At 69.1% G+C, this 13,201-nt stretch carries 14 protein-coding genes; 10 read left to right on the forward strand and 4 right to left on the reverse strand.

Annotated features, from left to right (window positions below; all coding sequences use genetic code 11):
- Positions 1-53: 53 nt before the first annotated feature.
- The gene (locus HIR79_RS16355; protein ID WP_169959148.1) at positions 54-1,028 is read right to left on the reverse strand and encodes a TRAP transporter substrate-binding protein; all 975 of its coding nucleotides are present in this window, start codon (positions 1,026-1,028) and stop codon (positions 54-56) included.
- Positions 1,029-1,253: 225 nt separating this feature from the next.
- Complete coding sequence (locus HIR79_RS16360) at positions 1,254-1,715, reverse strand: GlcG/HbpS family heme-binding protein (RefSeq protein ID WP_169959149.1); 462 nt, start codon at positions 1,713-1,715, stop codon at positions 1,254-1,256.
- Positions 1,716-1,894: 179 nt separating this feature from the next.
- Here HIR79_RS16360 and HIR79_RS16365 point away from each other — a divergent pair, with 179 nt between their 5' ends.
- From HIR79_RS16365 to HIR79_RS16380, 4 genes are all read left to right on the forward strand, one after another.
- Positions 1,895-2,563, forward strand: coding sequence for a GntR family transcriptional regulator (locus tag HIR79_RS16365; protein WP_119021413.1), 669 nt, complete (start codon positions 1,895-1,897; stop codon positions 2,561-2,563).
- Between the two features lie 101 nt (positions 2,564-2,664).
- Entirely contained in the window at positions 2,665-3,582 is a 918-nt protein-coding gene (locus HIR79_RS16370; RefSeq protein ID WP_169959150.1) for a DMT family transporter, read from the forward strand.
- A gap of 40 nt (positions 3,583-3,622) precedes the next feature.
- On the forward strand, positions 3,623-5,194 hold the full coding sequence (locus tag HIR79_RS16375; RefSeq protein WP_169959151.1) for a bifunctional GNAT family N-acetyltransferase/carbon-nitrogen hydrolase family protein: 1,572 nt from the start codon (positions 3,623-3,625) through the stop codon (positions 5,192-5,194).
- Positions 5,195-5,213: 19 nt separating this feature from the next.
- Positions 5,214-6,053, forward strand: coding sequence for a M90 family metallopeptidase (locus HIR79_RS16380; RefSeq protein ID WP_169959152.1), 840 nt, complete (start codon positions 5,214-5,216; stop codon positions 6,051-6,053).
- Positions 6,054-6,062: 9 nt separating this feature from the next.
- On the opposite strand, the gene HIR79_RS16385 is transcribed toward HIR79_RS16380, so the two are convergent.
- Positions 6,063-6,977: a LysR family transcriptional regulator gene (locus HIR79_RS16385; protein ID WP_169959153.1), complete on the reverse strand. Its 915-nt coding sequence runs from the start codon at positions 6,975-6,977 to the stop codon at positions 6,063-6,065.
- 115 nt (positions 6,978-7,092) lie between these two features.
- Between HIR79_RS16385 and HIR79_RS16390 the strand changes: the two genes are divergently transcribed.
- A complete protein-coding gene (locus HIR79_RS16390; RefSeq protein ID WP_169959154.1) occupies positions 7,093-8,166 on the forward strand; it encodes a tartrate dehydrogenase in 1,074 nt (357 codons plus the stop codon).
- A gap of 16 nt (positions 8,167-8,182) precedes the next feature.
- Here HIR79_RS16390 and HIR79_RS16395 read toward each other — a convergent pair whose 3' ends face one another.
- On the reverse strand, positions 8,183-9,055 hold the full coding sequence (locus HIR79_RS16395; RefSeq protein ID WP_169959155.1) for a class I SAM-dependent methyltransferase: 873 nt from the start codon (positions 9,053-9,055) through the stop codon (positions 8,183-8,185).
- A 111-nt stretch (positions 9,056-9,166) separates the two neighbouring features.
- Here HIR79_RS16395 and HIR79_RS16400 point away from each other — a divergent pair, with 111 nt between their 5' ends.
- The 5 genes from HIR79_RS16400 to HIR79_RS16420 all read left to right on the forward strand — a co-directional run bounded on the left by HIR79_RS16400 (position 9,167) and on the right by HIR79_RS16420 (position 13,193).
- A complete protein-coding gene (locus tag HIR79_RS16400; protein WP_169959156.1) occupies positions 9,167-9,724 on the forward strand; it encodes a lipocalin family protein in 558 nt (185 codons plus the stop codon).
- Between the two features lie 16 nt (positions 9,725-9,740).
- Entirely contained in the window at positions 9,741-10,745 is a 1,005-nt protein-coding gene (locus HIR79_RS16405) for a succinylglutamate desuccinylase (RefSeq protein WP_169959635.1), read from the forward strand.
- Between the two features lie 232 nt (positions 10,746-10,977).
- Positions 10,978-11,748, forward strand: a complete 771-nt coding sequence (locus HIR79_RS16410) for an ABC transporter ATP-binding protein (RefSeq protein ID WP_169959157.1) — start codon at positions 10,978-10,980, stop codon at positions 11,746-11,748.
- 13 nt (positions 11,749-11,761) lie between these two features.
- Positions 11,762-12,463 carry an ABC transporter permease gene (locus HIR79_RS16415; protein WP_169959158.1) on the forward strand — a complete coding sequence of 234 codons (702 nt, stop codon included), beginning with the start codon at positions 11,762-11,764 and terminating at the stop codon, positions 12,461-12,463.
- A 1-nt stretch (position 12,464) separates the two neighbouring features.
- Positions 12,465-13,193 (forward strand): ABC transporter permease, encoded by a 729-nt coding sequence (locus HIR79_RS16420; protein ID WP_169959159.1) that lies wholly within the window; start codon positions 12,465-12,467, stop codon positions 13,191-13,193.
- Positions 13,194-13,201: the final 8 nt, after the last annotated feature.

Genomic DNA, 13,201 nt, shown 5'->3' on the forward strand with positions numbered 1-13,201 from the left:
AGCCCCCACGCCGGCATGGCGTGAGGGCAACGCTGCGGGTCACGCAGGGCGGATCAGGATTCGTTGCCGAGCTCCAGCACCCTGTCGATCAGTTCCTGGGAGCCGGGCACCTCGCGGGCGAAGGCCTCGTAGATCGGGGCGGAGGCCTCGATGAAGACCGAGGTATCGACCTCGTTCACCTCGGTGTTGGCCTGGCGGATCACGTCGATGAGGTCCTCATCGAGCTGGGCGGCGTGCTCGTAGACGAAGTCCTGGGTCTCCCGGGCCGCCTCGATGATGATCTCCTGAATCTCATCGGGCAGGTTGTTGAAGCGGCGGCCGGCGGTGAGGTAGGCCGGGGTGTAGACATGACCGGTCAGCGACAGGTAGTTCTGCACCTCCTGGAAGCGCTGGCCGGCGATCTGGGCCAGCGGGTTCTCCTGGCCGTCCATGACGCCGGTCTGCAGGGCCATGAAGACCTCGGAGAGGGACATCGGCGACGGCTCGGCGCCGTACTCCTCGAACATCCGCACCCGCCAGACGCCCTGGGGGACGCGCAGCTTGATGCCGCGCAGGTCCTCCGGCGTATTGATCGCACGCCGGTTGTTGGTGATATGGCGGAAGCCGTTCTCCCAGACGGCCAGGATGCGGTAGCCGTTCTGCTCGGCCAGCGGCGCCAGGTGCGGCCAGAAGATCTCCTCCTCGACCCGCTTCATGTGCTCGCGGTCCTGGATCAGGTAGGGGAGCTCGAAGAGGCCGAACTCGTCGGCCACCGACGACATGATGGTGGAGGGCAGCGCCAGGTCGACAGTGCCCAGGCGCATGCGCTGGAGTAGCTCGGAGTCGGTGCCCAGCTGGCTGGAGCCGAAGACCACCACCTGGTAGGGCTCCGGGAGGCGCTCGTTGACGAGTTCGGCGAAGTGGTCGGCGGAGTCGGCGAACAGCGAATCCGGGCCACCGACGTGGCCGAAGGTGATCTCGCGGGCCTGGAGCGGGGCCGACACCAGGGCAACGGCGGCGGCGACCGCCGTGAGACGGAGCAGATGCATGGCGCTTTTCCTCTTGTTGTAGTAATCGCTCGAGCGGGGATGCCGCCCGGATTCCGCTGGAGTTATCGTTGTGTGAATCAGCGAAGCCGGATAGACGCCGCACAAATTGAATTCTTTATGCGAAATGCGTCTTCCCCTCAAGCTAGTCCCGGTCCCGAAGGGGTGTCAAGCGGTTCGTTTCAGCACAGTGTTCGCCCCCGCTCTTCCTTCGCCCCCGGCCGGGGATCATTCGGGCGCCAGGCCCCAGGCCAGGCCGGCCGCCTCGATGCCGGCGATGGCGGCCCGCTCGTCCTCTGCCGAGGAGGCGCCGCTGACGCCTACCGCCCCGATCACGCACTGATCGTCATCCAGGATCAGCACGCCGCCGGCCACCGGGATCGAGCGCCCGCCCGAGGCCGCCGCGACGCTGGCCAGGAAGGCCGGCCGCTCGGCATTGCGCTCCCCGATCACGCCGCTGGCCGCGCCGTTGCCCAGGGCCGCGAAGGCCTTGCCGCTGGCCACCGGGAAGCGCAGCGGGGCACAGCCGTCCTCCCGCTCGGCGGCCACCACATGGCCGCCGCCGTCCAGCACCACCACCGTGAGCGGCTCCATCTCCTGCGCCCGCGCCAGCGCGAAGGCGCCATCGAGGATGCCTCGCGCCTCGCTGCGCCCCAGCAGTACCCGGCTGCGATAGACCTTGCCTGCCATACGCTCTCTCCTCTTGCTGTACCGAATGGAATTTTGAATTCATAATAACTTTGCACACTCTCATTGCCCGCGCCACCATGAGAAAGAGGGCCGGGGTAGAATGCCCAGGCGCACAGGGCCGTCGGCACCGGACAACGGCGCTGACGGCGCCGGCCGGCAACAGGCACAAGGAAGCGAGCATGAGCAAGATTCAGCACCGAAACCTCTACCGGGAGGTCGCCGACCGCATTCTCGACCTCATCGAGCTGGGTGACCTGGCCTCCGGTGACCGCATTCCCGAACGGGAGCTCTGCGAGCGCTTCGGCGTCTCGCGCACGCCGCTGCGCGAGGCCCTCAAGGTGCTGGCCTCCGAGGGGGCGGTGGAGCTTTTGCCCAACCGCGGCGCACGGGTCAGGCAGCTGACGCTCAAGATGGTCAAGGACACCTACGACCTGATGGGGGCCCTGGAGGGCCTGGCGGGGGAGCTGGCCTGCCAGCACATCAGCGACGAGGAGATCGCCGAGATACGCGAGCTGCATGGAAGGATGCTCGGCCACTACCGGAATCGGGAGCTGGCCGACTACTTCCGGGTCAACCGGGAGATCCACGAGGGGATCCTCGCCGCCTCGCATAACGAGGCGCTGCAGGAGATGTACAGCAATCTCAGCCAGCGGGTGAAGCGGGTGCGCTACTCCAAGCAGATGACCGACGCCTTCTGGCGCCAGGCGGTGGAGGACCACGAGGCGATGCTCGAGGCCCTGGAGCAGCGCGACGGCCGCTGGCTGGGGCAGATCCTGCGCGACCACCTCAGCAACAAGCTGGAGGTGGCCGCCATGGATGAGATCATCGACGACCGCCAGCGCGCCTGACCCACCCGCACAGCCGCGGCCGTCGCCTGACAGACGCACCTGAAGTAAGCTGAGGAGCCCCGCCGCCGCGGGGCTCTTCCGTGATGGCCAACGAGGATGCCATGCCCCTGCTCTATTTCCTGCCGCCGCTCGGCGCCGTGCTGATCTGGTCGGGCAACATGACCATCAACCAGCTCACCGTGGGCGCCATCGCACCCTCCAGCATCGCCTTCTTGCGCTGGGTGCTGGCGCTCGCCGTGCTCACCCCCTTCCTGGCCCCGGCGGCCTGGAAGCACCGGGCGACGATCCGCCGCGAGTGGCCCAAGCTCGCCGTGCTGGGCCTGCTCGGCATGGGGCTGTGGCAGGGACTCGCCTACGTGGCCGCCGAGACCACCAGCGCCACCAACATGGGCATCCTGGCCGCCATGGTGCCGCTGCTCACCGTGCTGCTCAGCGCCCTGATCCTGCGCGAGCCGCCGAGCCTCGGCGGCGTGGCCGGCGGCGCCCTGGCGCTGTTCGGGGTGACCATCCTGCTGGGCCGCGGCAACCCGCTGTCGCTGCTGGAGCTGACCGTGGCCAAGGGCGACGCCCTGATGCTGGTGGCCGCCACCTGCTACGCCCTCTACGGGGTGATGCTCAAGCGCTGGCCCATCGGCCTGCCCCCCTGGGTACTGCTCTACGCCCAGGTGATCTTCGCGGTGCTCTTCCTGCTGCCGCCCTACCTGATGGGCCCCATGACCCCGGTGGACGCGAGCAACATTGGCCTGATCCTCTATGCCGGCATCCCGGCCTCGATCATCACCACCTTCCTGTGGATGCTGGCGATCCGCCAGATCGGCGCCAGCCAGGCGAGCATCTTCATCAACCTGATGCCGCTGTTCAGCGCGCTGATCGCCATGGCGGCCCTCGGCGAGCGCATCGCGCTGTTCCACCTGCTGGGCGGCGTGCTGATCCTGGCCGGGGTGATCATGGCCCAGACCCTCACCCGGCCGCTGCTGCGCGCGCGACCCGCACCGAGCGATGCAGACCGCCCGTGCTAGACTCGGACTTCGCCCCCTGAACGACAGATAAGGATGCGCCATGTCCCTCGACGACCTGCACCTGACGCTTCGCAACCTGACGCCGGAGGACTATCCGCAGCTCGAGACGCTGATGGACGCGGTCTATCACGACATCGGCGGCGCCTGGTCGAAGCACACCATCGAGACGCTGATCGCCTCCTTCCCGGACGGCCAGATCGCCATCGAGGACGACGGCCGCCTGGTGGGCATGGCGCTGACCGCACGGGTGGACTATGACGAGTTCACCAACCCGCACAGGTACGACGACCTGATCGGCAAGCGCGAGGTGATCCTCGACGACCAGGACGGCGACGCCATGTACGGCCTGGACGTGCTGATCCACCCGGAGTACCGCGGCTACCGGCTGGGTCGGCGCCTCTACGACGCCCGCAAGGAGCTGTGCCGCTCGCTGAACCTGCGGGCGATCCTCGCCGGCGGGCGCATCCCCCAGTATCACCAGCACGCCGAGACGCTCTCCCCCACCCAGTACATCGATCAGGTGGCCCGCAAGGAGATCCACGACCCCATCCTCTCCTTCCAGCTGGCCAACGACTTTCAGGTCAAGCGCCTCCTGCGCGACTACCTCCCCGAGGACGAGAAGTCCCAGGGCTATGCCACCCTGCTGGAGTGGAACAACTTCCTCTATGAGCCCGCCGAACTGGTCCTCGACAACCGCAAGACCCAGGTGCGGGTCGGCGCGGTGCAGTGGCAGATGCGCGAGTTCGACTCGGTGGAGGCGGTGCTGCAGCAGGTGGAGTACTTCGTCGATGCCCTCTCCGGCTACAAGAGCGACTTCGCGATCTTCCCGGAGCTCTTCAATGCCCCGCTGATGGGGCTGCAGGACCGCGCCGCCCAGCGCGACCAGATGGCCGCCGTGCGCTTCCTGGCCAGCTTCACCGAGCAGTTCAAGGCCGAGCTGTCGCGCATGGCGGTCTCCTACAACATCAACATCGTCGCCGGCTCCATGATCGAGGTGGGCGAGGACGACCGGCTCTACAACGTCAGCTACCTCTGCCACCGCGACGGCGAGATCGAGAGCCAGGCCAAGCTGCATATCACGCCCCAGGAGCGCCGCGACTGGGTCATCGAGGGCGGCGACGACCTGCAGGTGTTCGACACCGACGCCGGCCGGGTCGGCATCCTGATCTGCTACGACGTGGAGTTCCCGGAGCTGCCGCGGCTCTTGGCCGAGCAGGACATGGACATCCTCTTCGTGCCCTTCTGGACCGACACCAAGAACGGCTACCTGCGGGTGCGCCACTGCGCCCAGGCCCGGGCTATCGAGAACGAGTGCTACGTGGTGCTGTGCGGCAGCGTGGGCAACGTGCCCTCCATCGAGAACCTCGACATCCAGTACGCCCAGTCGGCGGTCTTCTCGCCCTCGGACTTCGCCTTCCCCCACGACGCCGTGCTCAACGAGACCACCCCCAACACCGAGATGATTCTCTTCTCGGATCTCGACCTGACCCGACTGACCATGGTGCGCAACGAGGGCTCGGTGACCAACCTCAAGGACCGCCGCAAGGACCTCTTCGACCTGCGCTGGCGGGACTGGTCCTGGAAGTCAGGGGCCGACCTGGAAGAGAGCTGAGTCGAGGCGAGGAGAGCCGATGCTGGGGCACCTGAAACGCTGGCGGGCCGAACGCTTCGCCGCCCGCCACCCCTTCCCCGAGGCGGCCTGGGCCGAGGCCCGGTCGCGCCTGCCGCTGCTTGCCGCCCTGCCCGAGGCGCAGGCCGCTTCGCTTGGGCAGCGCGCCTGGCAGTTTCTCCACGCCAAGCGCCTGAGCCTGCACCCGACGCTTGCCGAGTCCACCCCCTTCGACCTGCCTGCCCAGCTGGCTCTCGCCGCCCAGGCCTGCCTGCTGACCCTGGGCTGGAGCGACGAGGAGCACCGGGAGGCCTTCGCCAACGTCCACGAGGTGCTGATCCTGCCCGACGCCTTCCAGCGCCAGGTGGAGGAGATGGACGAGTTCGGCGTGATGCACGAGTACGTGGACGAGCGCGCCGGCGAGACCTCCCACCAGGGGCCGGTGGTGGTGGCCTTCCCCGACCTGATGGAGAGCGGCGACTTCTCGGGCTTCAACGTGCTGATCCACGAGTTCGCCCACAAGCTCGACATGGGCAACTCCCTGGACGTGGACGGCTTCCCGCCGCTGCCCGCCGACATCGATCCGCGGGAGTGGCATCGGGTCTTCATGGGCGTCTGGGAAGACCTCCAGGCGCATCTCGAGCGCGGCGACCCCACGCCCATCGACGACTACGCCGCCACCCACCCCGGCGAGTGCTTCGCGGTCTGCTGCGAGGCCTTCTTCACCGCCCCGGACCTGCTCCACGACGCCTATCCGGCGCTCTATGCGCTGCTCGGCCGCTACTTCGGCCAGGACCCCCTGGCCCGGCTACCCGCGCTTGCCGAGGAGCGCCCGGCGCCGCAACACCACGAGCGGCACTGAGCGCCCCCGCTAAGCGGGCAGCGCGGCGACGCGACGCGGCAGCTCCTGCTGCAGCAGCTCGACGAAGGCGCGCAGGCGCGCAGGCACGTGGCGGCGCTGGGGATAGACGGCATGGAAGTCGGCGCGCACCCCTCGCCAGCCGGGCAGCAGCTCGACCAGCTCGCCCCGGGCCAGCCACTCATGCACGTCCCACCAGGAGCGCAGCATGACGCCGTGGCCGTCCAGCGCCAGGCCCACGATCACCTCGCCGTCGTTGCTGGCCAGCGGCCCCGCCACCTTCACGGCCTGCTCGGCCCCGCCATCGCGACGGCGAAAGCGCCACACCGCATAGTCGCTGTCGTTCTCGCGCAGCACCAGGCAGGGGTGGGCCGAAAGGTCCGCCGGTGTCTCCAGCGGGGGCATGCTCGCCACATAGCGGGGCGAGGCACACAGCACCCGGCGGTTGGCCAGGACATGCCGGGCCACCAGCCGCGAGTCGGGCGGCTCCCCCACCCGGATGCCGATATCCACCCCCTGTTCGCCCGGGGTCAGCGGGAAGTTGGAGAGCTCCAGCGATGCCTCCACCCCCGGGTGGCGGGCGCAGAAGTGCGACAGCAGCGGGGCCACGTGGCGGCGCCCGAAGCCGAAGGTGGCATTGATCTTGAGGGGGCCCGAGAGCTCGGCCCGCTGCGCCCCCAGCGCCTCCTCCAGCTCGACCAGCTCCTCGAGGATCGCCGCCCCGCGCACCAGATAGCGCTCCCCTTCCGGGGTCAGGGTCAGGCGGCGGGTGGTGCGGCTGGCCAGGGTCACTCCCAGGCGCGCCTCCAGCTGCTTGAGCCGCTTGCTCACCGCCGAGAGCGACAGGCCAAGCTCCCGGGCCGTGGCCGTGAGACTGCCGGCCTGGGCCAGGCGCTGGAAGAAGGCCAGGTCATCGAGCTGGGCCACCGAACTCTCCACTTTTTCTCAACAATGGCTTGCATTCTAGCCCGATTATCGACAGCCATGGGAGGGCTAGACTGTGGGGGTTCGTTCCTCCCCCCGGAAATCGATGGAGCCCGACATGACCCACAGAATCGCCGTGATCCCAGGTGACGGCATCGGCAAGGAAGTGATGCCCGAGGGGCTGCGCGCCCTCGAGGCCGCCGCCAGCCGCTTCGGCATCGCCCTGGAGCTTGCGCACTTCGACTTCGCCAGCTGCGACTACTACGCCGAGCACGGCAAGATGTTGCCCGACGACTGGTTCGAGACCCTGAAGGACTTCGATGCCATCTTCTACGGCGCGGTGGGCTGGCCGGCCACCGTGCCGGACCATGTCTCGCTGTGGGGCTCGCTGCTGCAGTTCCGTCGCCGCTTCGACCAGTACATCAACCTGCGCCCCTGCCGGCTGCTGCCCGGCATCAAGAGCCCCCTGGCGGACCGCAAGCCCGGCGACATCGACTTCTACGTGGTGCGCGAGAACACCGAGGGGGAGTACTCCAGCGTCGGCGGCAAGATGTTCGAGGGCACCGAGCGCGAGGTGGTGATCCAGGAGACGGTGATGACCCGCCACGGCACCGACCGGGTGCTGAAGTTCGCCTATGAGCTGGCCGCCTCGCGCCCGCGGAAGAAGCTCACCTCGGCCACCAAGTCCAACGGCATCGCCATCACCATGCCCTGGTGGGACGAGCGGGTGGCCGAGATGGGCAAGCGCTATCCGGACGTGGCCGTGGACCAGTTCCATATCGACATCCTCACCGCCAACTTCGTGATGCACCCCGACTGGTTCGACGTGGTGGTGGCCAGCAACCTGTTCGGCGACATCCTCTCCGACCTGGGCCCCGCCTGCACCGGCACCATCGGCGTGGCCCCCTCGGCCAACATCAACCCCGAGGGCACCTTCCCGAGCCTCTTCGAGCCGGTCCACGGCAGCGCCCCGGATATCGCGGGCAAGGGCATCGCCAATCCTATCGGCCAGATCTGGTCCGGCGCCATGATGCTCGAGCACCTGGGGCACAGGGAGGCCTCGGACGCCATCGTCAGCGCCTTCGAGGCGGTGCTGGCCGAGGGCGACAGGAGCGTGCTCACTCCCGACGTGGGCGGCAGCGGCACCACCGAGAGCCTGGGCCGGGCGATCGCGGCGCGCCTCGAGAGCTGAGCCTGCCCGAGCGTCATCAGCCCAGGCGCCATGCCCCTTCGAGGATACGCACCCTGCCGGCGGCCAGGTTGTCGCGCAGGTTGCGCCCCATCTCGGCGAACTCCTCGCCGAAGATCAGCGCCGGCCCCGGAAGACGCCGGGCCGGCGCCTCCCCCGCCTCGCGGCGGCCGTGCTTCTGGCGCCAGGCAAGGGCTTCGTCGGTCACATCGCGCACGCAGAGCGGCTCGAAGCCCGCCGCGGCAAGGCTCGCCTCGAGGGTCTCGCGGCGCTGCAGGTGGCTGGTCGCCGCCGTGCGCGCCCAGGGCACCGGCAGCGCCAGCGGTTCGGGACTGTCGCCGGCCACCACCTCATGCAGCAGCACCCGGCCGTCGGGCGCCAGCAGGCGACGCCACTCCGCCAGCACCCCGGGCACGTCCGGCATGTTCATCAGCGCATGCTGGCACCAGATGACGTCGAAGGCGCCATCCGCCAGCGGGGTGCGAACGGCATCGGCGCACAGGAAGCGGGTATGGCCCGACAGCCCCGTGGCCGCGCTGAGCCATTCGGCCACCGCGATGAAGGCGGCGGTGATATCGACGCCGACCACCTCGCAGCCGAACTCGTCGGCGAGCAGGCGGCTGGCCCCGCCGGTGCCGCAGCCCACGTCCAGCACCCGCTGCCCGGCGCAGAGCTCGCCCAACACCGCCAGGGAACGGCTGGCGGCCCGCCCGCCCAGGTGCAGCTGGTCGATCCCGGCGATCTCGTCCAGGGTCAGGGCGTCCGGGTCGCACCCGGCGGCGCGGAAGGCCGCCTGAAGACGCACCAGCAGGCTTTCCTCGCCCCCGGCGGCGAGGGCATCATAGTGCTCATTGAGTACGCGGGCATCGTGATCACGGGCGTGGTCGGGCATGGCGGCCTCCTGGCGCGGGTCGGGCGGCCAGTCTAGCCTGACTCCGCGCCCTGCCCCATCCTGCCAAGGTCACAGCCGATCGCCGCCGGCACCACGACAAGGAGTCACCCCATGCCATTCCCCTCTCGCCCTGCCCTCCTCGGCGCCAGCGCCCTGCTGCTGGCCGGCTGCACCGGCATCCCCAAGGGCACCGAGCCGGTCACCGGCTTCGAGCTCGACCGCTACCTGGGCCAGTGGTACGAGATCGCGCGGCTCGACCACTCCTTCGAGCGCGGGCTGGACTGCGTCACCGCCGACTACTCGCTGCGCGACGACGGCGGGGTGCGGGTGCTCAACCGCGGCGTGAAGCTCGCCGAGGGCGAGGTCAGCGAGGCGGAGGGGCGCGCCTACTTCATCGGCGACGAGGATGTGGGCCGGCTCAAGGTGAGCTTCTTCGGCCCCTTCTATGGCGGCTACAACGTGCTGGCCCTGGACGACGACTACCAGTGGTCGCTGGTGGCCGGCCCGGACCGCGACTACCTGTGGATCCTGGCCCGCACCCCGACCCTGCCGGAGGCCACCTACCGCGATCTGGTGGAGCGCGCCGAGGCGCTGGCCTTCCCGGTGGAGGAGCTGATCGAGGTGGAGCAGGGCGAGGCCTGCGACCCCTGGCGCGAGGAGGCCCGATAGCGTGTCCCGTCACGACATGTCCCCGTCCCCGGGGCTCGCGAGCTGGCTCGAGGCCAGCATCGAGGAGGCAGATTTTCCCGAGCAGGGCCGGCTCCCCGGCGGCCACTTCCGCTGTCTCGGCCACGGAATGCTGGCGCTTGAGCCCGACAGGCCCGGGCCGGCGGCGCGGGCCGGCGTGCTCTCGGTGGGCGTGCACGGCAACGAGACCGCCCCCATGGAGCTGCTCGCGGCGCTGCTCGCCCGCCTGGCCGCCGGCGAACTCGTGCTCGGCGCGCCGGTGCTGCTGCTGCTCGGCAACCCCGAGGCGACCCACCAGGGGGTGCGCTACGTGGGCACCAACCTCAACCGCCTCTTCCGCCGGGAGCTCGACGAGCAGGGCATGGAGCCCGACCGGGCGCGGGAGCTGATGGCCGCGGTGGACGCCTTCTTCACCCGGCACGAGACGCTGCCACGGCTGCACTACGACCTGCACACCGCCATCCGCGACAGCCGCTACCCCCGCTTCGTGGTCAGCCCCTATACCGAGCGCACCGCGGTCACCGCCGAGCAGTGGCGCTGGCTCGCCGCCGCCGGCATCCAGGCGGTGCTCCACCAGCACCGCCACAGCTGGACCTTCTCCCACTACAGCAAGCACTATCATGGCGCCCAGGCCTTCACCCTGGAGCTGGGCCGCGCCCTGCCCTTCGGGCACAATGACCTGGCACCGCTGGCGCCCATGGGCGTGCTGCTGGCGGCGCTGCTCGAGGGGCGCGAGCCCCCCGCGGCAGCGCCCGAGCGCATGGCCTTCTTCCGGGTCGCGCATGAGCTGATGCGGGAGTCCGCGGCGTTTCGACTGGCCTTCCCCGACGATACGCCCAACTTCACGGCCTTCCCGCCGGGCACCCTGCTCGCCGAGGATGGCCAGGCCGGCGAGACCCGGGTCGGCGAGGCACCGCTGGCCGTGGTCTTTCCCAACGCCGGAGTGGAGATCGGCGCCCGCGCCGCCCTGCTGGTGCACCCCGAGCCACCGCCGTCGGGTTGAGGCCGGCGGCCCGCCGAGGCCCCGGGAAGCATCGGCAGCAGAAAAACCCTTATAACAACCACAACGGGAGGGTAAAATCTTGCCCCTTTGCCGATCAGCACTGGACCCGCGCCGCATCCCATCTCGCCCTCTCACACCACTCGGAGGGCGGATGCGCCGCTGGCATCGCCCCTGCCAAGCGCCGCTTACCCACGGCGTGTCGCCGCGGCGACCCTGACCCGGAGCCCATACCATGGCCGAAACCCCGATTCCGCTGGAAGTCCGCAACATCAAGAAGCGCTTCGGCGATACCGAAGTGCTCAAGGGGCTCTCGCTCTCTGCCCACAAGGGCGACGTGATCACCCTGATCGGAGCCTCCGGCTCCGGCAAGAGCACCTTCCTGCGCTGCATGAACCTGCTCGAGCAGCCCGACGAGGGCGACCTGATCGTCCACGGCGAGGAGATCCGCTTCAAGCAGACCCGCCACGGCCGCGAGCCCGCCGACTGGAAGCAGGTGGTACGCATGCGGGCCAAGCTCTCCATGGTCTTCCAGGGCTTCAACCTCTGGGCCCACATGACCCTGCTCGAGAACATCATCGAGGCCCCGGTGCATGTGCTCGGCAAGCCGAAGAAGGAGGCCATCGAGCAGGCCCGCGCGCTGCTCGAGCGGGTGGGCCTGACCGCCCGCGCCGACGCCTACCCGGCCCAGATGTCCGGCGGCCAGCAGCAGCGCGGCGCCATCGCCCGGGCGCTGGCCATGGACCCGGAGGTGATGCTGTTCGACGAGCCCACCTCGGCGCTGGACCCGGAGCTGGTCGGCGATGTCCTCAAGGTGATGCGCGAACTCGCTGACGAGGGGCGCACCATGATCGTGGTGACCCACGAGATGGGCTTCGCCCGGGACGTCTCCAGCCAGGTGATCTACCTGCACCAGGGGCTCGTCGAGGAGGCGGGCCCGCCGGACCAGGTGCTGGGCAACCCGCAATCACCGCGCCTGAAGCAGTTCCTGGCCCCCAAGTACTGAGCGGGAGAGCACTATGCTGGATCTTCATGGCTACGGCCCACGGCTGCTGGAAGGCGCCGGCGTCACCCTGCAGCTGGCGGTGCTGTCGCTGGCGCTGGCCATCCTGCTGGGACTGGCGACCGCCAGCGCCAGGATGTCTCGCAGCTGGCTGCTGAACCGCCTCGCCACCCTCTACACCACGGTGATCCGCGGCGTGCCGGACCTGGTGTTGATGCTGCTGCTCTTCTTCGGCGGCCAGATGGCGCTCAACGTGGTTACCGATGCCCTCTACGACCGCACCGGGCTGGACTGGTACGTCAACCTCAACGCCTTCGCCGCCGGGGTGATCACCATCGGCTTCATCTTCGGCGCCTACATGGGCGAAACCTTCCGCGGCGCCTTCATGGCGGTGGACCACGGCCAGATCGAGGCCGGCAAGGCCTACGGCATGACGCCCTGGCTGGTGTTCCGGCGCATCCGCTTCCCGCAGATGATGCGCCACGCCCTGCCGGGGATCTCCAACAACTGGATGGTGCTGCTCAAGACCACCGCGCTGGTCTCGGTGATCGGGCTCTCCGACATGGTGCGGGTGGCCGCCGAGGCCTCCCGGGCCACCCACGAGCCCTTCACCTTTCTGATCCCGGTGGCGGCGGTCTACCTGCTGATCGCCAGCGTCTCGGAGTGGCTCTTCGCCAGGCTCCAGAAGCGCTACAACGTCGGCTTCGGAGGCCACTGAGATGGACGCCCTCACGACCTGGTTCCACGACCTGCTGGCCGGCAACGTCATCTTCACGCCCCAGACCCTCGGCTACTACTGGGATGGCCTGGTGACCACCACCCAGCTGGTGTTCCTGTCGCTGGTGGTCGGCCTGGTGCTGGCGGTGCCCCTGGCCATCGGCAGAAGCTCGAACCGGCGCTGGATCAGCCTGCCGATCTACGCCTACACCTACGTGTTTCGCGGCACGCCGCTGCTGATCCAGCTCTACATCATCTACTACGGGGTGGTCTTCTTCGACGGCATCCAGGAGACCTTCCTGTGGCCGCTGCTGCGCGAGGCCTTCTACCCCGCGCTGATCGCCTTCACCCTGAATACCGCCGCCTACACCACCGAGATCTTCCGTGGCGCCATCAAGGCGACCTCCCGCGGCGAGATCGAGGCGGCGCGGGCCTACGGCATGTCGGACGCCCTGATGATGCGGCGCATCATCCTGCCCAGCGCCTTCCGCCGCGCCCTGCCCGCCTACGGCAACGAGGTGATCTTCATGCTCCACGCCAGCGCCATCGCCAGCGTGGTCACCCTGATGGACCTCACCGGGGCGGCGCGCTTCGTCTACGCGCGCTTCTATGCCCCCTTCGAGGCCTTCCTGTTCGTGGCGGCGATCTATCTCTGCCTGACCTTCGCCATCCTCTACTTCTTCCGCTGGCTGGAGAAGCGGCTGCTGGCCCACCTGAGGCCCCAGAGCTGACCACCCCC

The organism is Halomonas sp. PGE1, from assembly GCF_013000985.1.
In the GTDB taxonomy this organism is placed as follows: Bacteria; Pseudomonadota; Gammaproteobacteria; order Pseudomonadales; family Halomonadaceae; genus Halomonas; species Halomonas alkalicola.